This window comes from Rhodococcus sp. FW305-130, from assembly GCF_058788335.1.
The window spans coordinates 82,031-108,432 of sequence record NZ_JBYTAP010000002.1; the positions used below are offsets into that span (position 1 = coordinate 82,031).

Sequence of the window (26,402 nt, forward strand, 5' to 3'; positions counted from 1 at the left end):
CGCCGCGCAGTCCGGAGGGTCGGCCTTTGTAGTGACGTACCTCGCGCTCACTCGGCCGAGGAGCGGGCTGAGTCCATGCATGCGCAGAAGCGCTGGCTGCGGCGATTAGACTGCACCTGTGGCAGATATCGAGCAGCAGAGACCAGTTCTTGTCGTCGACTTCGGAGCGCAGTACGCGCAGTTGATCGCACGGCGAGTTCGCGAAGCCAAGGTCTACTCGGAGGTGATTCCGCACACCACGACCGTCGAGGAGATCGTGGCCAAGAACCCCTTGGCTGTTGTGCTCTCGGGTGGGCCCTCGAGTGTCTACGCAGACGGTGCTCCCAAGCTCGATCCCGCACTTTTTGATCACGACATCCCGGTTTTCGGAATCTGCTACGGATTCCAGGCAATGGCAGGCGCCCTCGGCGGCACCGTTGCCGAGACCGGTACCCGCGAATACGGCCGTACCGACATCGCGGTATCCGGTGGGTTGCTGCACGACGGACTTCCCGCGACGCAGCCGGTGTGGATGAGCCACGGTGACGCCGTCACCGAAGCGCCGTCCGGCTTCGAGGTGACTGCGACCAGCGATGGCGCTCCCGTCGCAGCGTTCGAGGACCGCGCTCGCAAGCTCGCCGGCGTGCAGTACCACCCCGAGGTTCTGCATTCCCCGCACGGTCAGCAGGTCCTGAGCCGCTTCCTGCACGAGATCGCCGGTATTCCGGCAGCGTGGACGGCGTCGAACATCGCCGATGCGCTGATCGAGCAGGTTCGCGAGCAGGTCGGCGACGGACACGCCATCTGCGGTCTGTCCGGTGGTGTCGACTCGGCTGTCGCTGCGGCTTTGGTTCAGCGGGCAATCGGCGACCGGTTGACGTGTGTCTTCGTCGATCACGGTTTGATGCGAGCCGGTGAGCGCACGCAGGTCGAGCAGGACTTCGTCGCGGCAACCGGTGCGCGTCTGATCACCGTGGATGCTGCAAACACCTTCATCGGTGAGTTGGCTGGGGTCACCGATCCCGAGACCAAGCGCAAGATCATCGGCCGCGAGTTCATCCGCAGCTTCGAAGGCGCAGTCAGTGATGTTCTGGGCGAGAACGCATCTCACGGTGCAACCGTCGACTTCCTCGTGCAGGGCACCCTGTACCCGGATGTCGTGGAGTCCGGCGGCGGCACGGGAACTGCAAACATCAAGAGCCATCACAATGTCGGCGGGCTGCCGGAAGACCTGCAGTTCAAGTTGGTCGAACCGCTGCGTCTGCTGTTCAAGGACGAGGTCCGTGCAGTGGGCCGCGAACTCGGTCTGCCGGAAGAGATCGTCGGACGCCAGCCGTTCCCCGGTCCCGGACTCGGTATCCGCATCATCGGTGAGGTCACCCGCGATCGCCTCGAGATCCTGCGTCATGCAGATTCCATTGCGCGCGAAGAGCTTACGTCTGCAGGCTTGGACGGAACGATTTGGCAGTGCCCAGTGGTTCTCCTCGCCGACGTCCGCAGCGTGGGCGTGCAGGGTGACGGCCGGACGTACGGTCATCCGATCGTGCTGCGTCCGGTCTCGAGTGAAGACGCGATGACCGCGGACTGGACGCGTCTGCCGTACGAGACCCTCGAGCGCATCTCGACTCGAATCACCAACGAGGTGGCGGACGTGAACCGCGTAGTCCTCGACGTGACGAGCAAGCCGCCGGGAACTATCGAGTGGGAGTAAAAAACTACTGTGCGCCTTTATTAACCCCCCGCGGTTAATAAAGGCGCACAGTAGTTTTACTTGCGATTGCGCCGATTCGGCAGAATCACCAGCAGTAGTCCCGCCACGACGGCGGCACCGACGAACAGCCAACGGAATTGAATGTTCGCTGCCGGCGCCAGGGAGAACGGCCCGACCAACGCCCACACGCTGACCAGTAGTGCGGCCAGTCCGGCGATCAGCAGAAGTGCCGAGGGGCGCTTGGATTCTCGGGTCTCGTCCTGGTCTGTCGTCTCGTCGTACTCGCTCATGATTGCGTCACCTTCAGACTGCCGAACGTGGCTTTGGCGTTGATGGTCAGTGTGGGCGAATCCGGTGTCACATCACTGCCCGGGTGTATTCCGCCGTCGAGGCAACCCGATCCGTCACCCATGACGACGGTGCAGCTGTTCTTGACGTTGACGGTTGGTGGCACCATGACGGTGAACTCGCCGAACGACGCCGCGACGTCGATGGTCTTGTCCTCGGTGAACTTGACCCCGTTGAGGTCGAGAGTGAAGCTTCCGAAGGCTCCCGAATACGACGGATCCAACTCGGAAGCTGTTGCCGGAGTCCATCTTTGCTCACCCGAGGCGTCGAACTCGATCGGGTAGACCAGCGAGGCGAGAAGCACGAAACCCACGAGTGGTCCGGTGACGACCAGCAGGCCGTACCCCTTGCGGAAGAATGCCCCGAGGATCAGGCCGAGTGCGATGACGGCGAGTCCGACTGCACCGACTCGGCCGGGAGTGAACCACTCGTTGCCGGTTGCGGCGCCCGCTGCCCCGGTGACGGCGGCGACGATGATTGCGAGTCCGAGGACCGTCAGCGTCCAACGCGAGCGACGCTTACGTGGCGGCAACGGGAGCAGCGGTGTGGCCTTGGCTGCCGGATCCGGAAGATCCCAGGCGAACGGAGCGACACCGAGCGGATCCCAGGACGGCGGCGTGATGGCGGCCTCACCGATCACCTCGGTCGGATTGGTGCTGACCGAAGCGCTCGGGTCCTTCGACAGGTTGATCGTCGGATGAGCGGCCTGAGATTGTGGTGACTGCTGCGGCTGGTCGGCCGGTCGTTCCTCGGGCACATAGCTGTCGGGGAGTTTGGTGTACGGCGTGTACACGGGAGGCTGATTGGGCGCGAAGTATCCGGGGGTGAACGGCCCAGGCGTGAATCCGGTGCCTGGATACGCGGTACCTGCGCCGACATAAGGCGACGTGTTCTGCGGCAGTGCGGGCGGGATGGGCGCTCGTTGGTAGAGCAGCCACAGGCCACCGACCATCAGGATCAGCCCGATCAGTCCGGAACCACCCAGACCGACGCCGACGGGGCCGACAGTCGTAGCCGCGATGGCGAGGGCCACCAGCAAGACGATGGTCTTGGTACTGGAATCGGAACTGTGTCCGCGGCCCATCAACGACTGCGCGGGGGACGATCCGTCACCGGCACGGGCAAGTACCAACCAGCCGGCGAGGTAGAGAAGGATGCCTGAGCCACCGAAAATGGTGGACGCGACAAACGCCACGCGTACGAGAACGGGGTCGATGCCGTACCGGTATCCGATTCCGGCGCATACCCCAGCCACGTGACCTTGTGCCGGCAGACGCACGGGGCGGGTCCGCCACAGATCCTGGATCTGTTCTTGGAAAGTCGGATTGTTCATGAATCAATCCTGGCTTCCGAGGCAGCCTCCGCGCATCAGGGCCAACCCTGATCTTTGTGGTGATCGCGGGTGAGGGTGGCGGCCTGATTCAGGGTTGGACCCTGATGTGTGTCCGCGTGGTTCGTGCCAGTATCGACTATGTGCAATATCTGTCAGATCCGCCGTTCGTGAGCGGTCCCGCTCCCGGGTTTGCGGGAGGCCCGCCCGTCAACGGGGTACCGGTGCATCCCGTACCCATGAAGAAGGGCGTGCCCATTCCGGGTGCCGTGCCACTGCGAAAGCTGGAGCGGCGCTCCGGCGGTCGCATCGTCGCTGGAGTTGCGGGCGGGATCGCCGATCATCTCGGTATCGACGTCCTGAAAGTGCGCGTCGCCTTCACGATTCTTGCGGCGATGGCCGGATCCGGCATCGTCATTTACGGCGCCCTGTGGATCTTCACCTCCGCCGGCACGGACACGCAGAAGCCGTCCGCGGCCGAGCGGCAGCGGGCGTACGGCTTGATCGCACTCGGATTGGGCGGCGCAGCCGCGTTGTCCTGGTTGTTCAGCGGCACGGCGGGTTCGGTGCTCGCGCCGTTCTTCGTCGTCGCGATCGGTGCCGCCTTGGTGTGGCGCGAGTTCGACTCCGACGGTCCCCGTACTGTCATCGGCTTGCCGCAGCGGCCTACCGTTCTGACGTGGGCGCGGGTGGTCGGGGGAGCCACCTTGATCATCTTGGGTCTTGGCGTTGTCGTCCTTGCTCAGGTCGACCTCGAAGCACTGCGCTCGTCTCTCTTGGCTGTGGTCGTGACGCTGATCGGTGTCGGTTTGTTGACGGTGCCGCTGTGGCTGCGGATGTGGCGTGCTCTCGGCGCCGAGCGTGCGGCCCGAATTCGCAACGACGAACGTGAAGAGATCGCGTCGCATCTACACGACTCCGTCCTTCAGACGTTGGCGCTGATTCAGAAACAGTCCGACAACCCACAAGAGGTGGCGCGCCTGGCCCGCGGTCAGGAACGCGAGCTGCGCAAGTGGTTGTTCAGCGGCGGCGACATCGACCACACGAGCCTGACGGAAGGCCTGAAGATCATCGCCGGTGAAGTGGAAGACCAGCACGGTGTCACGGTCCGTCCCGTCACTGTCGGCGACGTACAACTCGAAGGCGAAGGCGTCGAGAACGGCCTGCCCAAGGAAGCGTTCACCGCGCTCCTCGGTGCGACGCGTGAAGCTCTCGTGAACTCGGCAAAGCACTCGGGGGAGAAGGAAATCAATCTGTTCGCCGAGGTCGAGGGTGATCAGGTCAGTGTGTTCGTTCGTGATCGCGGCGTCGGATTCGACGTCGACGCGGTGCCGGAGGATCGCCAGGGGCTGGCCAAGTCGATTCGTGGTCGAATCGAGCGGCGCGGTGGCCGCGTCGTGGTTCGATCCGACATCGGAAAGGGCACCGAAATCCGCGTGCACATGCCGCTCGGTGACTCTGCTCTAAAGTGGGACCAGACTGCTGACCGTGTCGACAACCCCGAGGAACAGCCCCAGTGACTTCGCTTGCGCCGCCCCCGTACCGCGTATTTCTTGTCGACGATCATGCAGTGTTCCGCTCCGGGGTGAGGGCCGAGCTCTCGCGCGAGACGGATATGGATGTCGTCGGTGAGGCCGGCGGCGTGGCGGAGGCAATCGCCGGTATCAACTCGACGAAGCCGCACGTCGTTCTGCTCGATGTCCACATGCCAGACGGTGGTGGAGTGGCAGTTCTGCGTGGAATCGATTCGGGCCCGGTGTGCCTGGCGCTCAGCGTTTCCGATGCCGCCGAAGACGTGATCGCGGTGATCCGCGGCGGTGCGCGCGGGTATGTGACCAAGACGATCTCGGGATCCGAACTTGCCGAGGGCGTACGACGCGTTGCCGGTGGTGACGCGGTGTTCGGGCCGCGCCTGGCAGGTTTCGTGTTGGACTCCTTCACCGGACGCTCCAATGCACCCGAGCCACAACTCGATCCGGAACTCGACTCGCTCACTCCGCGAGAACTCGAAGTGCTCAGATTGCTGGCACGTGGGTACACCTACCGTGAAATTGCCGAGGACCTGGTGATTTCCGTGAAGACCGTCGAGACTCACGCATCGAACGTTCTGCGAAAGACTCAGCAGTCCAATCGCAATGCGCTGACACGTTGGGCACATCGCCGACAGATCGACTGAATTTCCGCGCACCCTTTCGCGATTGCGAGTGAAGGCGCACCATGGACCGATGACGGAACCACTGGCGCTCGCGTCGAGACGCGGGCGTTGGGTTGTCGCCGCCACCGTTCTCGGCTCGAGCATGGCTCTCCTCGACGGCACCGTCGTCAACATTGCTCTGCCGCACATAGGCGAGGACTTGAATTCCGGTGTCGCCGGGCTGCAGTGGACTCTCAGCGGATACACCTTGGCATTGGCGTCGCTGATACTGCTCGGCGGAGCCCTCGGCGATCGTTGGGGTCGGCGGCGGGTATTCGTGTGGGGGACGGTCTGGTTCGCGGTCGCGTCGTTGCTGTGCGGAATTGCACCTGACATCACATTTCTGGTGATTGCGCGGATCCTGCAGGGAGTGGGAGCTGCGCTCTTGACGCCTGGCAGCCTTGCCATCATTTCCGCGTCACTTCGCGAGGAGGACCGCGGTGCGGCGATCGGCTTGTGGTCGGGCTTGGGTGGTGTCGCCGGCGCTATCGGTCCGCTGTTCGGCGGTTGGCTGGTGGAAGTGGCGGGATGGCGATCGGTGTTCCTGCTCAACATTCCGTTGGTGATCGTCGTGGTGTGGGCAGCGGTGCGCCACGTGCCCGAGAGCCGCGATCCGCATCCGCCCGAGCACCTGGACGTGGTCGGATCTGCCTGCGCAGTAGTCGGTCTCGGGGCGCTGACGTACGGGCTGATCGAAGTCAACCCGATAGTCGGGCTGGTCGGGGTGCTCGCGCTGTGCCTGTTCGTTGTGGTGGAACGTCGATCGCCGAGTGCGTTGGTGCCGCCGTCCCTGTTTCGTTCGCGGATGTTCGTCGCGGCCAATCTGGTGACTCTCGCGGTCTATGCGGCGCTTGGCGGTGTGTTCTTCCTGCTCGTGCTGCAATTGCAGTTGGTCGCGGGGTACTCGCCGGTGGCTGCCGGCGTCGCAACGGTACCGATCACCTTGGCATTGTTGCTGTTGTCTTCGCGCGCGGGCAGTTACGCGCAGACGCACGGACCGCGATTGCCGATGACGGTCGGACCCGCGGTGGCCGCGGTGGGGTTGGTGTTGATGACGCGGATCGGCCCGGATGCGTCGTACCTGACCGTCGTGCTGCCGGGAGTTCTGATCTTCGGGCTCGGCCTGGCGGTGATGGTGGCGCCGTTGACCGCCGCGGTGCTCGGCTCGGTGCCGGTGGAGCAGTCCGGGATCGCGTCAGGTGTGAACAATGCCGTTGCTCGCACGAGCCAGCTTCTTGCGGTTGCGGCCTTGCCTGCCCTGGTGGGTATCGATGCCGAGAGTCTGGTCGATCCGTCGAGTTTCTCCGACGGTTTCCGGTATGCGATGTACATCTGTGTGGCGCTGCTGTTGATCGGTGCGGCGATCGCCGCGACGCTGATTCGTACTCCGGCAGTCGAGCCTGTTCAGGAAGCGGATTCGGTTGCGTGCAAGCCGCATTGTGATCTGACGGGACCTGCAGTGCAACCGAATCCGATGAGGGACTAGACGCTGATGTCGCGATCTCGGCTGGGCACCAAGGGGATTGCCGCGGCTGGAAATGCCGCGACTATCGCGAAAGCGAGCGGGTAGCCGACCGCGCCGATCAGCGCACCGACCACCGGGCCCACTGCTGACGCGGCAATGAACTGGCCGGTGTTCTGTGCGCCCAACGCTTTTCCTTGCCATTTCGGCCCGGCCGCTTCGGCGACGGATGTGAACGCCAAACCGTTGTCGGCGACGCTGACGGTGGTTGCCAGCAGCAGGATCAGGGCCGGAACGCCCCAAGGCGCTGCGCCGGCTGCTGCCATTGCCAACATGACCGCGGATGCGGAGACGGCAACCAACCTCAGCGGGCCTACTCTGCTTCCGGCGCGATCACTCCAGATGCCGACGACGATGCGGCCGAGCGCACCCACGAACTGGGAGATCCCGATCAGGAGTCCAGCGGGCGCCGCGTCCCAGCCTTGCTCGCTGATCAGCCAGACCAGACCGAACGTCGAGAGGGTGAACTGCGGAAACACCAACAGTGCCGAGACGACGTGAATGCGCCAGAGGAACCAGTTCGAGCGATAGGGGTTGATCGTTTCGACCGGGATATCTGTGGGCCGCGCCGCCGGTCGCGGGGGATTGACCAATGCGACGGCACAGATCAGGGCGAGGACGCCGTTGAGCGCCACCGACAGTCCGACGGCCGAACCGATTCCTACGTTCGCGGCGAGAGTCGGGATGGTCAACGACGCAATGGTCACGCCCAGTGGCTGTGACATCTGCCTGATGCCCATCGCAAGGCCGCGCCGATCCTTGGGAAACCAGCCGACCACAACACGCCCACTGGCGGCGTTGGTGCTCGCCGCAGCCATTCCGCCCAATAGAAATGCGATCCCGAGGAGGGCGTAGTTGTCGGTGGTGGTCGCGGCGAGCGCGGCGATCGCCGTCAGCGCGAGCCCGATGGAGATGACCCATTTCTCGCCGAATCTGTCGGCCATCGCGCCCCACGCCACCAAGGTGAGAACCATGCCGAAAGTGGGTGCAGCGGCCAGGGTTCCGGCTTGTGTCAACGAGAGACCGTGCTCGGAATGCAGCAGCGGGATCAAAAAGGCGGGGGTGCTGACGAAGACGGTGCCTGCGGCCTGGGCTGCGACGCCGATTCCGAGCATCGTCCACGCCTTCGGGGAGACGGCCGTCTTTTCCAACCGCGACGCCTGCGTCATGGTGCCCTCCGATTTCTACGCTGTTCGACGATGCCGACGCTACTCGCGTAGTTTCACATGTTGAAACCAGAATCCCATTATTTGGTCAAACTTGGGCGGCCCAGGGTGCGAAGTGCCCACCCCTTTTCGAGCGAACGGTACGACGATCGCCTTGGGTGCGCCGAAAGGTACGTTCGCTCGGGAAGGGGTCAGCGATGGGGCAGGCGAACCGTGAAGATCGTGCGCCCGTCCACCTGGTCGACGCTGATGGTGCCGCCGTGCAAGTGCACGTTTTCGACGGCGAGGGAGAGCCCGAGTCCGCTGCCTTCGCTGCGTCCGCGCGCGGTGTCGACCTTGTAGAACCGCCGAAAAATCGCCTGCCGGTCTTCGGGTGAGATGCCGGGGCCGTGGTCGACGACGGTGATGACGGAGAAACCGGGTTCTGCGCTCAACTCGACGCGAACCGGAGGCGCTCCGTGGCGCAGTGCGTTGCCGACGAGGTTGGCGACGACTATGTCGATTCGACGTGAATCCACTCTGGCGCTGACGCTTTCGGGTGCACGGAGTTCGACGGTTTCTGTCCAACCTCGGCTCTCGAGTGTGCGCTCGGTCAATTCGACGAGGTCGACGTCGTCGAGGACGAGACGCGCCTGTTGTGAGTCGTGGCGCGACATTTCGATCAGATCTTCGACAAGTCGAGTGAGCTTGCCGATCTCACTGCTCACGATGCGCGCTGCAGCGGCGGCGTCCGGCGGAAGATTAGGGATCTCTTCGCGGAGGATTTCGCTGACCGGAACCAATGCCGCCAGCGGCGTTCGAAGCTCGTGGGAGACGTCGGCGACAAATCTTCTCGACTGTTCTTCCGATTCTTCCAGACCTCGGATGACCGCTTCGTTGCGAGCGACCATGTTGTTGAAAGTTGTTGTGACCTGGACAAGTTCGGCTACTCCGTCTTCGGGGAGCCGGACGCTCAGGTCGCCGTCGGCGGCGCGGGCGGCGGCCTCGTCCAGGCGTTTGAGCGGACGGACCAGCGTCGACGCGATCCAGAGTCCGAGCAGACCGCTCACCAGCACACCCGCCGCGAGGGTGAGACCGACAGCTCGAAGCAGGTCGTCGAACTTGTCCTGCACCCCTACCAGCGGCCGGATGGTGACGGCTTTGACCAGTGTCTCGTTGTCGTAGCCGTCGTCTGCAGTCATGTCCACGACATTGACCGACATTCCCAACATGATGCGCTGGGAGTCGAGTCTCTCGAAGCGGATCAGTTTAGGACTGTCCAAACCCTCTTCGAAGCTGGGTGGGATCGTTGCCGCATCCACTGATCCTTGTCGGATGACTTCGCCGTCGACGATCAGAGTCATGTCGGACTGGAAGATCTGGTCGAGGGTGTCAGGTGTCAACCCGTCTACCGGCGGTCCGTTGCTGTACTGCAGTTCGTCGCGAAATTGTGCCGTTGCCACGTCCTGAGCGTTGGAATAGATCCACGACCGCGCCATGAACGAGACGACGCCTGCGGTTGCCCCGGCGATGATCACGACGATTGCGATGAACACGAGCACGAGCCTGGTCCGCAGACCGTCGACCCGAAGCCAGGTCGGTCTCATCGGGCCGGGCTGGTGTTGAAGCGATACCCGAACCCGCGCACCGTTTCGATCACGGTCGGTGCGGCTGGGTCGTCCTCGATCTTTCCGCGCAGCCGCTGCACTGCTGCATCGACGATTCGTGAGTCGCCCAGGTATTCCTGGTCCCAGGCTGCGGACAACAATTGCCTGCGGCTGAGAACCTGTCCGGGGTTTTCGGTCAGCGCCAGTATCAGTCGGAGTTCGGTCGGAGTCAGGGTCAGCAGCGTCCCGGCCTTGCGTACCTGCAATGACGACCGATCCAATTCCAGGTCGCCGAACTTCTCTGCGCCCGGCGCCACATCTGAACGCGATGTTGCGGGGGCCGAGCGCCGCACGACGGCTTTGATCCGAGCATCGAGGACACGCGGACTGGCCGGTTTGACGACGTAGTCGTCGGCACCGGCCTCGAGGCCGGCAACAGTGTCGATGTCGTCGGATCTGGCGGTCAAGATGATGATCGGGATCGAACTGCGCGTACGGATGCGTCGACAGATCTCGTAACCGTCGGCTCCCGGCAGTCCGAGGTCGAGTAGGACGAGGTCGGTGGAGCCGAGGACGTCGTCGAAATCGCCGTTACCGTCGGGCCGATGGCTGACGTTGTGCCCGAGTCGGTTCAGTCCCAACGTGATTGCCTCGGCCACCGCTGGATCGTCTTCTATGAAAAGAATGCTCACCATGCGCTCACCTTGGACTCGCCATGATCAGGGGCCTTCTGCGGTCGGAGGAATCTCGGTCAGCCAAGGGTACAGGGGTCACACTTTCGAGAGCCGTTCGTTGCCTGAGTCCGCCAGCACCGCGTGCCGTGCGACGCTGGTGTTCAACGGAAATGCCGACACGGCGAGGGTGTAGCAGCCGACGAGCAGTAGCGCACCGATCACGTCACTCGGCCGGTGCCATTGCAACACGACTACCGAGATCGCGGTCCCGATGGTGATCAGCGCGCCGTTGACTGCAACGACTGCCCGCCACCTCGAGGGTGTGACGAGCACGATTGCGCAGACCAGAGCAGCGATGGCCGTCAGCGTGCCGCTGGGGAAGGAATTGTGCATCACCAGGCCGTTCAGGTCCGGTCGATCCAACGATTGTTTGAGAACCCAGGCCGTCGTGATGGGACCGAGGGTCACGACGACGACGCGTAGGGCCAGCGCAATCGGGTTGTTGCGCAATGTGATCATGAGTGCCACGAGCACTCCTCCCACTATCAGTATCGGAGTGACGAGGCCGATGAACTCGGTGGAGAACACACTGAGTCCTTCGGAAGTGGCCGCGCCCACCATGAGTTGTTGGTCGACGATCTGACCACCAGTAGTGTTGACTGCCAGTTCGAATTCGACGACTCCGAGGATCAGGAGTGCCAGTGCGGCAATCAGTCTCGCGGGTTTGACTCGAGTCATGATCAGCCTTCCGCTCTCTCGTCCGAAGGGTTGCTCAGTTGGGGCGGGCATTCCCCGCCGGGAGTGGTTGCCAATTCGAAATGCCACATCTCGTTGGCATAGGTCTGACAGAGGCCGTAATCATTGCCGTGCTGGATGAGCCAGTCGTCGGCGTCGGTCGGTCCGATGTCGACGGCTTGTCCGCTGACATGCTTCGACAGGCTCGGGGAGTGCACCCATTTGGACGCTTCGTTCATGCTGCCGTACTTGACGACGGCTTCGTCGAACAGTCGCTGTTGATATGCGGCGGACCGCCAACCCGAGGTGACGTGCATGTTCACTCCGGAGGCCTGTGCGTCGGCCGCTGCCGACTGCAGCGCCGCGAGCAGTGCGGAATCGAGACGGGCCAGTGCAGGTACATGGGTATCCTGCACGCTGATGCCGTCCTCGATCTCGCCGCCTGCGGGTCCTGAATCAGGCTGAGTGGCAAGGTAATTACCACTCTTGGGCTTTGCTTCTTCTGTGTACGAGCATGCGCTGAGCGTGAGCGCACCGAGTACGACTGCACCGAGTGCGGCGAGGCGGATTATTCCGCGGTGGCTGGGCATACAACAGAGACTGCTCGGTCAGTGTCACCGTCAGGTGGTCGCCGTTCGTCGACGGTGTCACGGTCTGAAACAGCTCTGTAACAGGACGGAACGGGGCTGGTGAGCGCGCTTTACGCGGGGCGCGGGATCGATGCGAAAGTCGACAGTTCGAACCACGAAGGCAAGCTACGACGCAACGCCGTAGGCCCCGAAATGGTGACGTCACCTGACCGTATGGCGTCCGACCAGGTCAGGTTACCGCGCCAGATCTCGGTCATCGGTCGCAAGCCCGCAGAGACCGACACCGCAACGTCGAAACCCGGATCGATATCGCACATGTCCACCTCCCCGGAATTGATGACGAGCCACCAGTTTCGCGAATGTTCACGCACTCCGGAGAAAACGAAGTGCACCACGGTCTTTCCGTCGGGAACCACGGAGTGATCCACGCGTCGATGCATGTCCCACAGCAGCAGTTTCGGATCCAGGTCTTCATCGCCCAGCTCGCCGATCCACCTGGTACCCCAGATTCCGAGAGCTTCGACCACAGGGCGCAGTTCTCGGCCCGCGTCGGTCAATCGGTAACGGACGACGCAGTCGGTTTCTTCTCGCTCCACGATGCCGGCGATCGCGAGTTGGTGCAGCCGCGTGGAGAGCAGAGTCGGTGACATTCGCGGAAGTCCGCGTCGGAGATCGTTGAAATGGTCGCTTCCCATCATCAGTTCGCGCAGGAGAAGCAGCGTCCACCGCTCGTCGAGTAGCTCCATCGCCTTGGCGACGGGGCAGAACTGGTGGTACGAGGACCCCATCATTCGATCGTAGGCCTCTGGAGTGCTCCGGTACAGATTTCGTACTGGAGCGGAGTGAACCGTCGTCGTAGCGTCGAAGTAACGGCATGAATGTTGTCGGGCTCCGAGGTTGTTGGGCTCCGAGTACCAAAAATATTGAAGGAGAACGGTAATGAGTGAATCGACGGAAACGCTCGGGCTGGATCGTGAGCTGAAGGCCAAGCATCGGGCCATGTGGGGTCTCGGTAACTATCCGGCGGTGGCCACGCAGGTCATTGCGGAACTCGGGCCGGTACTGGTCGGCGAGTGCGGTGTGCAGAAGGGTGACCGCGTGCTGGACGTCGCGGCGGGGTCCGGCAATGCCGCCATTCCGGCGGCCGCGCTGGGTGCGCAGGTGATTGCCACTGACCTGGCTCCCGAATTGTTCGTAGCGGGTAAGGAGGCCGCTTCCCTCGCCGGAGTCGAATTGGACTGGCAGGAGGCCGATGCCGAGGCTCTTCCTTTCGGTGACAACGAGTTCGACGTGGTGCTTTCGTGCGTCGGTGTGATGTTCGCACCGCATCATCAGCGCGCCGCGGACGAACTTGTGCGAGTATGCCGACCCGGCGGAAAGATCGGAGTGCTGAGTTGGACTCCGACGGGATTCATCGGCGAGATGTTCAAAACGATGAAGCCGTACGCACCGCCGCCGCCTCCTGGTTCGCAGCCGGCGCCTTTGTGGGGCGATGAGAACCATGTTCGTGATCTGCTCGGCGATGTGGCCACGAGGAAAGACGTACTTCGTGTGGACACATTCAGCGGGCCGGAAGAGTTCCGTGATTTTTTCAAGAAGAATTACGGGCCGACCATCGCGGTGTACCGGAACATCGCCGGCGATCCTGACCGAACGCAGGCGCTGGACCGCGATCTGCTCGAATTGGCGGAAAGGTACGGCAGCGGAAGCGAACCGTTCACGATGGAGTGGGAGTACCTGCTGGTCACCGTGACGCCCGGTGGGGGAGGTGCGTGATGACGACGGTCGAGTTCGCGCCACTGAAATCGGCGATCACAGGTTCTGTGTTCGGCCCCCGAGATCCGGAGTACGACGACGCCAGATCGATCTGGAACGGGCAGATCGATCATCGTCCGGCGGTGATCGCCAGGTGCCGGTCGGCGTCGGATGTGGCTGTGGCACTTGCATTTGCCAGAGCCCATTCGTTGGAGGTTTCGGTCAGAGGTGGCGGGCATTCCTACCGAGGCACATCGGTGTGTGAAGGCGGAGTGATGATCGATCTCAGTGCGATCAACGTAGTCAGCGTCGCCCCGTCAGCAAAGCGAGCCAGGGTCGGTGGTGGTGCGACGATCGCCGACCTCGACAAGGCGACGCAGGAACACGGGTTGGCGGTGACCGGCGGAGTGATCAGTGATACCGGCGTCGGTGGCCTGACACTCGGTGGTGGCATGGGGTGGTTGACCCGCACGCTCGGCCTGGCGATCGACAATCTGGTGTCGGCAGAGGTGGTGCTCGCCGACGGTTCGATCGTTCGAGCCTCCGAGAACGATCACAGCGACTTGTTCTGGGCACTGCGCGGTGGCGGCGGAAATTTCGGAGTGGTCACCGAGTTCGAGTACCGTCTGAGCGAGATCGGTCCGGAAGTGCATCTGGGACTGTTCTTCTGGGGGATGGAGGACGGACCCGCGGCGCTTCGTCTGTGCCGCGAGGTAGTGCCTGCCCTGCCGAGAAATGCGGGCGCGATGGTTGCCGTCAGTTTGTCCGCGCCGCCGGCGCCGTTTGTCCCGGATCAATTTCACCTACTGCCCGGATACGCGTTGCTGGTAGCCGGTTTCGGATCGGAAGTAGAACACTCGAACGCGATTGCGCCGATTCGAGAGGGCTTGCCGACGCTTTTCGAGTTCGTCACTCCGATCCCGTACGTCGGCTTGCAGTCGATGCTCGACGAATCGGAACCGTGGGGTGCGTACGCCTATGAGAAGGCTTTGGACCTGGTGGATTTCTCCGACGACGTGATCGATGTTCTGACCGAACAAGCGGGCAAGAAATCGTCGCCGATGTCCTTCATGCCGATCTTTCCGCTGCAGGGAGCTTTCACTTCCGTCGGCGAGGACGACACAGCGTTCGGTGGTTCTCGCACACCGCATTACGTGTGCAATATGACGGCGACGGCCACCGATGCCGGGACGCTGGAATTGGATCGATCGTGGGTGCGTGAGACCTGGGAAGCCTTGCGTCCGTTCTCGTCCAACCAAGGCGGGTACGTCAACTTCATGACCGACGTCGACGAGGACCGAGTGCGAGCTTCCTACGGCGCGGGGAAGTACGCGCGGTTGTCCGCAGTCAAGGCGAAGTACGACCCGGACAACGTGTTTCACCTCAATGCAAATATTCTGCCTGCGTGAAGCTTGTGCTCAGACCGTGAACACCAGTCAGGCCGTGAACACCAGGATGACGACGATCAGTGCGGCCAAGATGATGACGGCGACCATGCCGGTCATGGCGAGGGGAGCCCACGCGACTACCTTGTCGCGGGTGCTGGCATCGGTGGGTCCGGTCGGTATCCGCGGCGGCCAGGAGAACATGTCCATCGGACTGGGAACGTTTCGCAGTGGCGTGTTCTGTTGCACTGCAGGAAGTCCGGTGACCGTGGAGCCGGTCAGGCGATTGCGGCGGTGTGGGTCGGCGAGTTGTGTGGTGCGGTGAGCCCAGGCCGGCACGGCGCCCTCGGACGAGTAGACGGGAGCGTCGATCAACTGATCGATCGTGCCGCCGCCGGTCGCGGCTGCGGCGAGCGCGTCGCGTGCCTGAGCCATCGTCGGCCGACGGGTCGGGTCCGGCTCGAGGAGCTGAAGGAGAACATCGGTGAGCGGTCCAGACTTGGTGGGTCGGTAGATCTCGGCCTTGGCGACACGATGCAGTAGGGCGATAGCGTCCGAGTCGATGCCGAAGGGCGGTTGGCCCTCGATCACCGTGTAGAGCGTCGACCCGAGTGAGAAGACGTCGCTGGCCTCGGTGGGGTCGTCGCCGCGGGCAACTTCGGGTGCGAAGTACGCGGGAGTGCCGGTGATGACCTCGTCCTGGGTGTCGGACACGTCGCTCTTTGCGCGGGCGATGCCGAAGTCGCTGATCTTGACGGTGCCGAGGGACTTGCCTCGGTCGGCGATCAGGATGTTGCCGGGTTTGATGTCGCGGTGGACGATGCCGGCGGCGTGCGCTTCGGTGAGTGCCGCAGCGATCTGCGCGCCGATCTGCGCGACTTCGAGTGGTGGCAACGTGTCCGCCAGGTTCATGGCCTGGGCGAGGCTGCGAGCCGGGAAGTACTCCATGACCAGCCAGGGTTCGCCGGACTCGATCGCGACGTCGTACATGGCGATGGAGTGGGGATGGGTGAGCTTTGCGGCGTTCCTGCCCTCGCGCAATGTACGTTCACGGACCTCTTCGGCCGTTTCGGTGTCGAGGCCTTCCGTGCTTGTGACCTGTTTCACCGCGACGTCACGGCTGAGGAGGGTGTCGCGGGCCAGCCAGACGGCGCCCATCCCTCCGTCGCCGATCTTGGAGCGGAGTCGGTACCGCCCCGCCAGCAGGTATTCGGGCCCGATGCCCCTCCCGGTCTGCTCTTGAGCTGTCACATCTCAAGGTTAATGGATTGATGCCACTGTGACGCTCGAGGCTCCTGTGAACTGGGTTTTTGGCTCTGCTTGACGTGTCGGGGGTGACACGGTTTACTGAAAACAGTTCGAAAATATGTTCGAAATTGCTGTTCGTTGGATGCATGTCAGACCCGACTTCCCCGCGGTTTGCCGGCTGGTTATGGATTGCTGCCGAGTGAGTTTTTCCGGTGTTCCGGAGGATGGGGATGACCGAGGTGACCGAGTTGGTAGAGCTGTCGGCAGATGCGGCGGGGTTGTCCCGTCAGGATCGGCTGGCACAGCTCCGCCGACAGATCGCGTCCATTCCCTCGCGAGGCGATACGTCGTTTTCGGGACCGAGTGTTTCCGGACCTGGTGTTTCTGTGGCCGGTGTTTCTGTGGCTGGTGTTTCCGGGACAAGTGCAGCGGCCTCCGAGAGTGTTGCCGACCGGGACAGGCCGGTCGTGGACCGTGCGCACAAAGCCGGTGTCCTCCCGGTGCCGGAGGGTATCGCCGCATTGTTACCGCAGGGCGGTTTGGTGCGCGGAACCGTGGTGTCCGTCGAGGGCGCAGCGTCCTTGCTTTTGGGATTGGTCGCGTCGGTGACGGCGTCCGGAGGACATGTTGCAGTCATCGGGCAGCCTCGACTGGGATTGCTGGCGGCGTACGAGATGGGTGCGCAACTGGAACGTCTGGCACTCATTCCGGCGCCTGGGCCGGATCCGGTCGAGATCGCCGCCGTGCTGCTCGACGGTATGGATCTGGTGATTCTGGGATTGGCGGGTGCGTCGGTATCCCCGTCGCGTGCTCGGGCGGTGGTCGCACGTGCTCGGAGCAAGGGCTCGACTCTTGTTGTCACCGAAGGTCACTGGGACGGAGCCGAGGTTCGGTTGGACGCTCGGGTTCATGGCTATGGTGGGTTCGGTCAGGGCCGGGAGTTGGGGCGTGGACGGCTCAGTTCCCTGAGCCTCGCGGTTCGTGCTCGGGGGCGCTCGTTCCAGCCCCGGACCACGCGTCTGGACATCTGCAGTGCAGCCGGGCGGGTCGAGTGGGTACCTTCTCGGCCGGTCGAGGATGTGTCGTCGCAGGTGGTGTCGGAGCAGGTGGTGTCGTCGCAGGTGGTGTCGTCGCAGGTGGTGTCACTGTGAGCAGAGTTCTGGCGTTGTGGTGCCCGGACTGGCCGGCGGTGGCAGCGGCAGCGCTTGCCGATCTTCCGGCCACACATCCCGTCGCGGTCACTTCGGGTAATCGGGTGATCGCATGTTCGGCGACGGCTCGTGCGGAGGGAGTGCGACGAGGCCTGCGCCGACGCGAGTCGCAGGCTCGCTGCCCGGAACTGTATGTGGCGATGGCAGATCCGGAACGCGATGCAAGATTGTTCGAGCCGGTGGCCGCGGCCATCGACGCGGTGGCACCGGGCGTCGAGGTACTCCGTCCTGGTTTGTTGGTGCTCAGCGCGCGTGGTGTCAGTCGGTACTTCGGTTCTGAGGAAGCTGCGGCGGAACGATTGGTGGATCAGGCATCTGCTGCGGGTGTCGAGAGTCAGGTGGGGGTGGCAGATCAGCTGTCCACGGCGGTCATTGCCGCGCGCCGGGCAGCGCTGGTGCCGCCGGGGGAGGGGGCACGGTTTCTGGCGCCGCTACCCATGCCGGAGTTGGCGGCCGAACCCAGCCTGTCTGCACCGCATCGCGGGGAGTTGGTGGATCTGCTGCGCAGGCTCGGGATCAGAACCATCGGTGCTTTTGCGGATCTGCCGGCAGTGGACGTCGCTTCGCGTTTCGGTGCCGATGCGGTGCTCGCGCATCGTGCGGCGCGAGGTGAACCCGAACGGCCACCGTCGGCGCGGACACTTCCGCCGGACCTGGAGGTGGAGCAGCATTACGATCCGTCGATCGAGCGGGTGGATGCCGCAGCGTTTGCCGGGCGCGCCTTGGCGAGTCTCCTGCACGACAAGTTGTCTGCTGCCGCGGTGGCGTGCACCCGTCTGTCGATTTCGGCCAGTACGGGTAACGGTGAAAATCTTTCTCGGACTTGGCGTTGCGCCGAACCTCTGACGCCGGAGGGAACGGCCGATCGAGTGCGATGGCAACTGGATGGCTGGCTCACCGGGCGCAGTGAGACCCGGCCAACCGCAGGCATAGCCGTGTTGCGTCTGGAACCGGTGGAGGTGGTCAGTGCCGGCGCTTTGCAGTTGGGGCTGTGGGGCGGTGTCGGCGACGAGGAGGAACGAGCCAGGCGAGCATTGGTGCGCGTGCAGGGTCTTCTGGGTGGCGAATCGGTTCAGGTCGGTGTCCTGAGCGGAGGTCGAGGGCCCTTGGAGCGAATTACCTTGTTGCCCTTGGGTGACGAGCGGGTAGCTACCCATGATCCGACAGCCCCGTGGCCGGGCCGTCTGCCGCAACCGTCTCCGGGGTCGATCTTCGTCGACAATCCCAAGGTGTGGCTGGGGGATGTGGCCGGTAACGCCGTGTACGTCACTGAGCGCGGTGTCTTCAGTTCGCAGCCGGGAAGGCTGAAGTGGGGGAGCAAGGAATGGGCAGTGCAGGGGTGGGCCGGGCCCTGGCCGGTTGACGAGCGATGGTGGGACGCTGCCTCGGCACGCACGGCGGCGCGGGCTCAGGTTCTGTTGGAGGAATCGCGTGCGCTGCTGATGATCTGTGAAGGCGGTGGATGGTCGGTGGAGGGTGTGTACGAATGAGCTCGCAGGTATAGCCAGCTGTACCCGCCTGGTCGAGTCGACTGTACGAACAGTAGGGGCGTTGGCACCATCGTCATGCCGTCGCTCGGCTCCTAGCGTTGATGACATTCAAAAAGTAACCGTTGCAATGATTCTCACCGTTGCAACTCTTTACGAGGAGTGTCATGGCAACGGCGGGTCGACCTGAAGTTTCCGGAACCGATCGACTTCACTACGAGCAGACGGAGCTGCACGACGCACAACTTCTGGCGTACGACGAGTCTGGCGAAGGCCGGATCGTGGAGGTGTTCGGCGATGTCGCCACAGCCGAGCACATCGTCATCTTCGTGCCTGGCAACGACAACGGATTGGGAAACTACTTCGACGAGAACCGTCCGACAGGACCACGAGCGAGCGGATGGACACTGGGAAGAATGCTCCGAACGCTCGGACGGAACGACCACGTCGCGGTGATCGTGTGGGTCGGTTATCGGACGCCGTGGGGATTTCTCGAGTCGTTCTCGCGGACACTCGCAGAACGCGGTGCGATCGATCTGGCGCGATTGACACGCATCCTGCCGCGTTCGGCGCATGTGACGCTCGTCGGACACAGCTACGGGGCCGTGGTGTGCGGACTCGCCCTCCCGTCGGCGCGAGTAGACGATTGTGTGGTGCTCGGTAGCCCGGGGATGGGGACCAGTTCTCGCGAAGACCTGTGCTTTGCCGGAAATCTCTGGGCCGCGCTGGGGCCGTCGGACTGGATTCGGTATTTCCCACGCGTGAAGATCGGTCGCCTCGGGCACGGCCCGTCTCCAGTTCGGGCGCAGCACGGAGCTGTTGTTTTCGACACCGGTGCCATTCGAGGGCATTGTGGATACTTCGCCGATGCAAGCGAGTCGCTGCGCAACATCGCGAGGATCGGTCTCGGTCGCTACGACGAGGTCACGCGGCCAGGGCAGTTGCCGCCTCGGCTGACAGCTTCAGCAATCCACGAGGACAGGTCTATCCTGGGAACTCGTGAGTGTCGCTAACGTACGAAGTGCCGGCGGGGTCCAGATCAGCTACCGCGATTCCGGCTCGCATCCCAGTGTTGCCGATCTGCCTCCGGTAGTCCTCGTGCACGGGATGGGTGGCGACAGCGGTACCTGGGACAAGTTCGCGCGGACCTTGCGATCACGCAACCGGCGAGTTGTTTCGGTCGATCTTCGCGGCCACGGCCGGAGCGCTCGGGCGTCGTCGTATCTGTTCGACGAGTTCGCCGACGACGTCATGGACGTGTGTGATCATCTCGAACTCGATCAGGTGGATCTCGTCGGCCATTCGCTCGGCGGGCACGCGGCGTCGTTGATCGCGCAGAAACGACCCACCGTGGTGCGGAAGTTGGTCATCGAGGAAGCACCGTTGCCGCTACGCGCAGGTGACGCAGAACAGGTATTCGCGAGGAAATTGCCGAGTGTGCCAGAACTGTGGCATGCAACAACAAGTCTGGTGCGGCACCCGCGAGCTGCGCTCACGTTCGATCGCTCGATGACGCGGTCCGCGCTCGAGCAGTTCCGCCGACCGGATCCGCAGTGGTGGGATCGGTTGCCGCTCATCGAAGCTGACATGTTGTTCCTGCGTGGAGGTCTGGGCGGGATGGTGGATCCCGATCGCCTCGACGCTGTTGCAGCCACCGTCGCGCGCTGCGAATTGGTCTCGTTCCGTACCGGCCACAGTGTCCATCGCGACGGCCATCGCCAATTCGAATCCGTTGTGTTGCCGTTCATTTCCTGAAAGCGCAATACTCGATCAGTTCCGGCAAGAACCCATCCGCTACGCGTGCGGCACCGAATGTACTTCCATGCATACCAACGGCAACGACTGGTCCGCACACGAATACGTCGAAGCGGTAGCACGATCCGTTCACGGTGAGACCGTCCGATGGCCGCAGGGACCGAGTATGGATGCGGTGATCGTTCTGCCAGTTCATGCCCGAAACCATCCGGGGAAGAACGCGGTTCTGCTCTGGAATCACGACTTCGGTTGGTCGTGGGGTGTCGAGGAGGCTGACGTGCGAAGGACGATTTCGATTGTCGACCCTCTCGGTATCGGCCGGACACCGGATCCGCTGCGCTGCGCGGATCGAGTCATCGAACTGATCAGCGCCGAGGCAGTTTGCTCGCGCATGTGTAGCGAACACTGATTCGGTCAACTCTGGGGCCACAACGCCTCCGAGAGGACGACGCCCGTGAACCCAGAGAACGTTCCTGCATCGCACTGTCATTCATTGCCGCGCCGGACGTTCCTCGGTGGCGTCGGTGCTCTTGTCCTCGCCGGAGTGGCAGACGTGGCAACCGGCGCGGCGAGCGCGGCGCCGGCGAAAGCATCGCCCGCCGATCGGTTTCCGCAGAAACCCAACATCGTTGTCATCATCACCGATCAGGAGCGCCGGCCGATGTATTGGCCGCAGGGCTGGGCTGATCAGAATCTGCCCAACCGCAAGAGGATTGCCGATCACGGGCTGACGTTCGACCAGGCAGTGTGCAATACCGCGATGTGCTCGCCCAGTCGTAGTACGTTCTTCACCGGCCTCTTTCCTGCGCAGCACAGGGTCACCAGAACCCTCACCGAAGGCGGCACTGTCTCACCCACCGAGCCACAGTTACAAGTCTCCGAGCAGAACATGGCAAAGCTGCTGGCGTCGGCCGGCTACAACGTTCAGTACCGGGGGAAGTGGCATCTGAGCAAAGGCGTCGAGGGTGGTGATCCGACAAGTGACGATGTAGCGGGATTCGGCTTCGAAGGGTGGATTCCCCCCGACGCGGGTCAGGACACCAATCCGGACCACTTCGGTGGCGGGTGCGCCGACCATGATCGCCGTGTTGCCGAGGAGGCAGTCGATTTCCTCTCCGGATCTGCGGTCACATCCGGGCAGCCTTGGGCGCTCATCGTCTCGTTCGTGAACCCACACGACGTCCTCGCGTACCCCCAGACCTGGAATGCGATGAACGGAACGTGCGACAACTATGGATCGGACGCGCCAGGCGCCTTCGAGCAGGGGATCGACTTGCCGCCCACTTTCGACGAGATCCTGGCACTCAATCACAAACCGACAGCGCAGGTTCAGTCGGAATTGCTACTCGCAGCCGGGCTCGGGCCGCTGCTCGGGCCTGATCAGGCACGCAACTACATCAACTTCTACGCCTACATGCACAAGGTGGTCGACGAACACATCGGCAGCGTGCTCGACGCGATCGAAGCCACCCCGCAGATGCTCGACGACACCGTGATCGTACGGATGTCCGATCACGGTGAGATGGGGATGAGCCACGGAGGTTTGCGGCAGAAGGTGTTCAACGCCTACGAGGAAACGCTGCGCGTTCCACTGGTCATCAGCAACCCCTTGCTGTTTCCCGAACCCGTTCGCACAGACGCCTTGGCGTCGTTGATCGACGTGATGCCCACTCTCGCCACTCTCGCCCAAGCGCCAGCGCGTGAATCGTGGAACTTCTCGGGTACCGATCTGACACCGGTCATCATCAACGCTGCCGCCTACCCCCACGGTCCCAGCGCGCAGGTTCAGGACACGATTCTGTTCACCTACGACGATCAGAATTGTGCGACGCCCGACGGTCAGAACATCGTCACCCAGCCCAATCACATCCGCTGCATCCGGGAGAACCGATGGAAGTACACGATGTACTTCGATCCTGCGGGAGTTGCTGCGCCGCAATACGAACTCTACGACTTACAAGCCGACCCCTTGGAACTGAACAATCTAGCCAATCCGCTCAATATCGGCTCGTATCGGCCGGATCTGGCGGCTCAGATGAACGCCAAGCTCTTCGCAGTGATGGAGACCAAGGGCGTTTCTCTGAAGGAATAGATCGAATTTCGCCAAAACTGATTCACGTTTCAGTTCTGCGGGCATGCTGATGGGGCATCTGTCTTCGGTTCGGGAAGAAGGAATGTCATGACTGTCACCTCGCCGGGGCGAGAAGGTTTCAGTACTCTTCGGTCGGGAGGGTTGAACTGGGATTCGTTCCCACTCCGATTGTTCACCAAGGGAAATGCCAAATTCTGGAACCCAACCGACCTCGATTTTTCCCAGGACGCTCGTGACTGGCAGGAGCTGACCAGCGAGCAGCAGCGCAGCGCCACCTTCCTGTGCGCGCAGTTCATTGCCGGTGAAGAAGCCGTCACCGAAGACATTCAACCGTTCATGAAAGCGATGTCGACCGAGGGGCGATTCGGCGACGAGATGTACTTGACGCAGTTCTGTTTCGAGGAAGCCAAGCACACCCAGGTCTTTCGGCTGTGGATGGACGAAGTGGGATTGACCAGCGATCTGCATTCCTACGTCGCTGACAATCCGTACTACCGGCAACTGTTCTACGAGGAGTTGCCTTCGTCGCTACGCATTCTCGAGACGGATCCGAGTCCGGTCAACCAGGTGCGTGCCAGCGTCACGTACAACCACGTCATCGAGGGCAGTCTGGCGTTGACGGGCTACTACGCCTGGCAGAAAGTCTGTGCGACGCGCGGAATCCTGCCTGGCATGCAGCAATTGGTGCGAAAGATCGGTGACGACGAGCGACGGCACATGGCTTGGGGGACGTTCACCTGCCGAAGGCACGTAGCCGCCGACGATCACAACTGGGACGTCGTCCAGCAGCGGATGGGTGAACTCATGCCCATGGCACTCGGAATGATCAACTGGGTCAACGATCAATTCGAGGTGCAGCCGTTCGGTTTGGACAATCAGGAGTTCCTCGAGTACGCCGCAGACCGTGCGCAGCGCCGACTTTCGGCGATCGAGTCCGCGCGCGGGCGCGACGTCGCCGAGATCGACCTCGACTATTCGCCGGAGACCCTCGAGGAAAAGTTCGGGGCGGAAGATGCCGCTGCGATGAGTGAGGCGGCCAAATGACAGCGAATTCTATTGGGGCCAAGCCGAGTTCTGGATGACCTCGACAAAATCGATGTGCCGAAATCCCGGCACAAAATGTTCGAGTACGTCAGCGTTGACCGTCCCGAATGTACTTTCGGGACGGTGCTTGAAGCCTTCGGTGAAAGCCTTTAAGATCTGATTCTTGAAATCCGGGCGCGGGTGAGCCGCGGTGACGGCGTCAATGTCGGCCTGGTCGAGTTCGCTGTATCCGATTCCGAGTACGTCGGTCTCCACACCCGCTGTCACCAAGGCGATTTCGGGTTCCAATCGGGAGGGGATCTCGGGCGTCGTGTGCAGAGCGATGCCTTCCCACACTGTGCGGATGTCGGTTTCGTCGACTCCGTAGCCGGTGAGGAATCGCCGCGCTTCGTCGGCGCTGTCCAATTCGAAACGTGACGTACTGTCCCGGAATTTCGCGGTGAGCCCCAGGTCGTGGAACATGGCGCCGACGTAGAGCAATTCGGGGTCGGCCTGCAGACCCAGACGCGCTCCTTGAAGCGATCCGAAGAGGAAGACACGTCGCGAGTGGTGAAACAGTAACTCGGACGCCGTATCTCGTACCAGCTCGGTGGCGTCGGCAGCCATCTTCGAATCGGGGATTTTCACACCGGCAATGATCGTGGTCATCGGTACCTGCTCTGCTCGTCGTTGCTGCGAATTTCTCGGTCTATCCCAGTGTCGGTCGAGCACGCCCGCGGGCGCACCCTGATCTCGGCCATACTGTCCACAGATCAGGACGAAGGAGAGCGCATCGTGACCGCAGTGCATCGAGTTGCCGTCCTGGTGTTCGACGGCGTCAAACTGCTCGACGTCGCAGGTCCGAGTGAGGTGTTCGCGGAAGCCAATCGCGGCGGGGCGAACTACGAGTTGGTGATCTGCTCGGTAGGTGGACACGATGTCGACTCCTCGACCGGGATGCGCATTCCGGTCGACCGTGACGTTGTAGATTCCGGTTCTTTCGACACGTTGCTGGTCATGGGTGGAGACGTGTTCCCGTCGACGCCGGTGAGTCCGGAACTGCGCGAGGCAGCAAGCGATCTGGCGGGGCGTTCGGGCCGGGTCGCCTCAATCTGTACCGGGACATTCATTCTTGCGGCGAGTGGATTGCTCGACGGACGCCGCGCAACGACACATTGGCAACACACGGCAACGCTGGCGCGCGCCTATCCACAGATCACGGTGGTTCCTGACGCCATCTTCATTCAGGATGGCGCGGTGTTCTCGTCTGCGGGTGTGACCGCGGGCATCGACCTCGCGCTCGCATTGCTCGAGCGTGATCATGGTGCAGAAATGGCTCGACGCGTCGCACAACTTCTGGTGGTATTTCTCCAGCGTCCAGGCGGACAGTCACAGTTTTCGCCCTCGCTCAGTGGGCCGCGGCCTCGGGTCCCTGCGCTCCGAGAAGTGGTCGACGCCGTCGCGGCCGATCCGGCGGGGGAGTATTCGGTCGAGCAACTGGCTGCCCTGGCGCACCTGAGCCCGCGTCATCTGACGAGGCTCTTTCGCGAAGAATTAAGGACGACGCCGGCCAAATACGTCGAGTTGATCCGTTTCGACGCTGCGAAGGCGCTCCTCGATGCCGGCCACTCGGTGACCGAAGCCGCGCAGTTGGCGGGATTCGGCAGTTCGGAATCCCTACGACGAGCATTTTCGACTCATCTCGGAATCTCGCCCCAGGTGTACCGTCGTCGGTTTCAAGCGTTCGGCTAGGACTGACTTTCGTGCTTGCCTTGTGGCGGGCTCATGCCCTGCTTGTCGAGCCAGGCAAGGCTGTAATCGGCGATCTCACGCCAACCGTGGTCGATGGTCAGCGAGTGACCTCGGTCGCCGAATACCTTGTATTCGTTGATCGTCGGGGCCTTGGCGTACTTCTTGAACGAGCTGTCCGAACTGGCCTTCGGTACTGTGCGATCCTTACCGCCGCCGATCATCAGGAGGGGGCCGCGGCGGGCGTTGAAATCCACTGCAGCGGGGCTGTGGGGCGCGAAGTTGGCGAGTGCTGCCTCGAACAACGGCCGTCCGGGGGCGGGAATTGCATACTGCTCGAACAGGGCGTCGGACTCGTCCTGGGACACGGCGCTGGCGAAGGACTTGTGGAACGATTTTCTGTTGTGTGAGTAGGCCTTCCGGTAGTTGCCGGGGTTGGACAGGACAGGGAACACGCTTCCAAGCTGAACGAGAGGAAGTTTCAACACACCTTTGGGCTGAGCGGGGTCGATGGCAATTGCCGCGGTCGCCAACTTCTGGCCCAGCAGTTTCTGCGCGATCAAACCTCCGAACGAATGCCCGACCACGATCGGTGGTTCGTCGAGATCAGCGATCACCTTGGCGTAGTGGTCCGTCACGTCGTCGATGCCGTGTCCCGCGATGTCCTCCGGGTGTTCGCGCGTCTCACCCACCGTGGACGCATCCCCTGGCCATCCGGGTGCCATCGTGGAGTACCCCTGCGCGTTGAAAACCTGCGCCCAGGGATCCCACGTGGTCGGGTGCATCCAGAGTCCGTGGATGAACAGAACAGTCGGGTTGGACTTGGGCGACATGCGCGCTCCCCGCTATCGGACCGATGATC

25 protein-coding genes are annotated in these 26,402 nt (G+C 62.8%); 14 read left to right on the top strand and 11 right to left on the bottom strand.

All coding sequences use genetic code 11. From position 1 onward, the window contains the following. The first annotated feature begins 118 nt into the window (after positions 1-118). Positions 119-1,690 (top strand): glutamine-hydrolyzing GMP synthase, encoded by a 1,572-nt coding sequence (guaA, locus tag AC3WQS_RS06480; protein ID WP_492712169.1) that lies wholly within the window; start codon positions 119-121, stop codon positions 1,688-1,690. 56 nt (positions 1,691-1,746) lie between these two features. On the opposite strand, the gene AC3WQS_RS06485 is transcribed toward guaA, so the two are convergent. Both AC3WQS_RS06485 and AC3WQS_RS06490 read right to left on the bottom strand, forming a co-directional pair. Beyond that, positions 1,747-1,980, bottom strand: a complete 234-nt coding sequence (locus tag AC3WQS_RS06485; protein ID WP_020906937.1) for a hypothetical protein — start codon at positions 1,978-1,980, stop codon at positions 1,747-1,749. Then, on the bottom strand, positions 1,977-3,371 hold the full coding sequence (locus AC3WQS_RS06490) for a PspC domain-containing protein (RefSeq protein ID WP_492712168.1): 1,395 nt from the start codon (positions 3,369-3,371) through the stop codon (positions 1,977-1,979). The genes AC3WQS_RS06485 and AC3WQS_RS06490 overlap by 4 nt, the downstream gene beginning before the upstream one ends. Positions 3,372-3,607: 236 nt before the next feature. Between AC3WQS_RS06490 and AC3WQS_RS06495 the strand changes: the two genes are divergently transcribed. From AC3WQS_RS06495 to AC3WQS_RS06505, 3 genes are read left to right on the top strand one after another with little or no spacing between them, the layout of a single operon-like run. Beyond that, positions 3,608-4,888: an ATP-binding protein gene (locus tag AC3WQS_RS06495; protein ID WP_037134353.1), complete on the top strand. Its 1,281-nt coding sequence runs from the start codon at positions 3,608-3,610 to the stop codon at positions 4,886-4,888. After that, entirely contained in the window at positions 4,885-5,544 is a 660-nt protein-coding gene (locus AC3WQS_RS06500; RefSeq protein WP_020969075.1) for a response regulator, read from the top strand. The genes AC3WQS_RS06495 and AC3WQS_RS06500 overlap by 4 nt, the downstream gene beginning before the upstream one ends. A gap of 49 nt (positions 5,545-5,593) precedes the next feature. After that, positions 5,594-7,048: an MFS transporter gene (locus tag AC3WQS_RS06505; RefSeq protein ID WP_492712167.1), complete on the top strand. Its 1,455-nt coding sequence runs from the start codon at positions 5,594-5,596 to the stop codon at positions 7,046-7,048. On the opposite strand, the gene AC3WQS_RS06510 is transcribed toward AC3WQS_RS06505, so the two are convergent. The 6 genes from AC3WQS_RS06510 to AC3WQS_RS06535 all read right to left on the bottom strand — a co-directional run bounded on the left by AC3WQS_RS06510 (position 7,045) and on the right by AC3WQS_RS06535 (position 12,623). After that, positions 7,045-8,253, bottom strand: a complete 1,209-nt coding sequence (locus AC3WQS_RS06510; RefSeq protein WP_020906942.1) for an MFS transporter — start codon at positions 8,251-8,253, stop codon at positions 7,045-7,047. The genes AC3WQS_RS06505 and AC3WQS_RS06510 overlap by 4 nt on opposite strands. Positions 8,254-8,441: 188 nt before the next feature. Beyond that, a complete protein-coding gene (locus tag AC3WQS_RS06515) occupies positions 8,442-9,836 on the bottom strand; it encodes a sensor histidine kinase (RefSeq protein ID WP_492712166.1) in 1,395 nt (464 codons plus the stop codon). Further along, positions 9,833-10,531 carry a response regulator transcription factor gene (locus AC3WQS_RS06520; protein ID WP_084325094.1) on the bottom strand — a complete coding sequence of 233 codons (699 nt, stop codon included), beginning with the start codon at positions 10,529-10,531 and terminating at the stop codon, positions 9,833-9,835. Before AC3WQS_RS06520 ends, AC3WQS_RS06515 begins: the two co-directional genes overlap by 4 nt. A 75-nt stretch (positions 10,532-10,606) precedes the next feature. Further along, positions 10,607-11,248 carry a phosphatase PAP2 family protein gene (locus AC3WQS_RS06525; protein WP_019747602.1) on the bottom strand — a complete coding sequence of 214 codons (642 nt, stop codon included), beginning with the start codon at positions 11,246-11,248 and terminating at the stop codon, positions 10,607-10,609. Between the two features lie 2 nt (positions 11,249-11,250). Then, the gene (locus AC3WQS_RS06530; RefSeq protein ID WP_019747603.1) at positions 11,251-11,835 is read right to left on the bottom strand and encodes a M15 family metallopeptidase; all 585 of its coding nucleotides are present in this window, start codon (positions 11,833-11,835) and stop codon (positions 11,251-11,253) included. A gap of 110 nt (positions 11,836-11,945) precedes the next feature. After that, positions 11,946-12,623: a winged helix-turn-helix transcriptional regulator gene (locus tag AC3WQS_RS06535; protein WP_021343599.1), complete on the bottom strand. Its 678-nt coding sequence runs from the start codon at positions 12,621-12,623 to the stop codon at positions 11,946-11,948. Between the two features lie 151 nt (positions 12,624-12,774). On the opposite strand from AC3WQS_RS06535, the gene AC3WQS_RS06540 reads away from it, so the two are divergent. Together AC3WQS_RS06540 and AC3WQS_RS06545 are read left to right on the top strand one after the other, a co-directional pair. Next, positions 12,775-13,611 carry a class I SAM-dependent methyltransferase gene (locus AC3WQS_RS06540; protein ID WP_445388009.1) on the top strand — a complete coding sequence of 279 codons (837 nt, stop codon included), beginning with the start codon at positions 12,775-12,777 and terminating at the stop codon, positions 13,609-13,611. Further along, positions 13,611-14,999, top strand: a complete 1,389-nt coding sequence (locus AC3WQS_RS06545; RefSeq protein ID WP_019747606.1) for an FAD-binding oxidoreductase — start codon at positions 13,611-13,613, stop codon at positions 14,997-14,999. Before AC3WQS_RS06540 ends, AC3WQS_RS06545 begins: the two co-directional genes overlap by 1 nt. A gap of 27 nt (positions 15,000-15,026) precedes the next feature. Here the strand turns inward: AC3WQS_RS06545 and AC3WQS_RS06550 are convergent, their stop codons facing one another. Continuing rightward, on the bottom strand, positions 15,027-16,226 hold the full coding sequence (locus tag AC3WQS_RS06550; protein ID WP_020969081.1) for a serine/threonine-protein kinase: 1,200 nt from the start codon (positions 16,224-16,226) through the stop codon (positions 15,027-15,029). Positions 16,227-16,453: 227 nt separating this feature from the next. Between AC3WQS_RS06550 and imuA' the strand changes: the two genes are divergently transcribed. From imuA' to AC3WQS_RS06585, 7 genes are all read left to right on the top strand, one after another. Next, positions 16,454-17,374: a DnaE2-dependent mutagenesis accessory factor ImuA' gene (gene imuA' / locus AC3WQS_RS06555; RefSeq protein ID WP_492712165.1), complete on the top strand. Its 921-nt coding sequence runs from the start codon at positions 16,454-16,456 to the stop codon at positions 17,372-17,374. Continuing rightward, positions 17,371-18,924 (top strand): DNA polymerase Y family protein, encoded by a 1,554-nt coding sequence (locus tag AC3WQS_RS06560; RefSeq protein ID WP_029254945.1) that lies wholly within the window; start codon positions 17,371-17,373, stop codon positions 18,922-18,924. The genes imuA' and AC3WQS_RS06560 overlap by 4 nt, the downstream gene beginning before the upstream one ends. 164 nt (positions 18,925-19,088) lie before the next feature. Continuing rightward, the gene (locus AC3WQS_RS06565; protein ID WP_070796129.1) at positions 19,089-19,934 is read left to right on the top strand and encodes an alpha/beta hydrolase; all 846 of its coding nucleotides are present in this window, start codon (positions 19,089-19,091) and stop codon (positions 19,932-19,934) included. Further along, the gene (locus AC3WQS_RS06570; protein WP_019747611.1) at positions 19,921-20,676 is read left to right on the top strand and encodes an alpha/beta fold hydrolase; all 756 of its coding nucleotides are present in this window, start codon (positions 19,921-19,923) and stop codon (positions 20,674-20,676) included. The genes AC3WQS_RS06565 and AC3WQS_RS06570 overlap by 14 nt, the downstream gene beginning before the upstream one ends. Positions 20,677-20,743: 67 nt before the next feature. Then, positions 20,744-21,085 carry a DUF6292 family protein gene (locus AC3WQS_RS06575; RefSeq protein ID WP_019747612.1) on the top strand — a complete coding sequence of 114 codons (342 nt, stop codon included), beginning with the start codon at positions 20,744-20,746 and terminating at the stop codon, positions 21,083-21,085. 45 nt (positions 21,086-21,130) lie between these two features. Then, positions 21,131-22,768, top strand: coding sequence for a sulfatase family protein (locus AC3WQS_RS06580; protein ID WP_492712164.1), 1,638 nt, complete (start codon positions 21,131-21,133; stop codon positions 22,766-22,768). Positions 22,769-22,855: 87 nt separating this feature from the next. Beyond that, on the top strand, positions 22,856-23,812 hold the full coding sequence (locus AC3WQS_RS06585) for a R2-like ligand-binding oxidase (protein ID WP_019747614.1): 957 nt from the start codon (positions 22,856-22,858) through the stop codon (positions 23,810-23,812). A gap of 9 nt (positions 23,813-23,821) precedes the next feature. On the opposite strand, the gene AC3WQS_RS06590 is transcribed toward AC3WQS_RS06585, so the two are convergent. Continuing rightward, positions 23,822-24,460 carry an HD domain-containing protein gene (locus tag AC3WQS_RS06590; protein ID WP_019747615.1) on the bottom strand — a complete coding sequence of 213 codons (639 nt, stop codon included), beginning with the start codon at positions 24,458-24,460 and terminating at the stop codon, positions 23,822-23,824. Positions 24,461-24,586: 126 nt separating this feature from the next. On the opposite strand from AC3WQS_RS06590, the gene AC3WQS_RS06595 reads away from it, so the two are divergent. Next, positions 24,587-25,543, top strand: coding sequence for a GlxA family transcriptional regulator (locus AC3WQS_RS06595; protein WP_408989301.1), 957 nt, complete (start codon positions 24,587-24,589; stop codon positions 25,541-25,543). Here AC3WQS_RS06595 and AC3WQS_RS06600 read toward each other — a convergent pair. Then, positions 25,540-26,373 carry an alpha/beta hydrolase gene (locus AC3WQS_RS06600; RefSeq protein WP_019747617.1) on the bottom strand — a complete coding sequence of 278 codons (834 nt, stop codon included), beginning with the start codon at positions 26,371-26,373 and terminating at the stop codon, positions 25,540-25,542. The genes AC3WQS_RS06595 and AC3WQS_RS06600 overlap by 4 nt on opposite strands. Between the last annotated feature and the right edge of the window lie 29 nt (positions 26,374-26,402).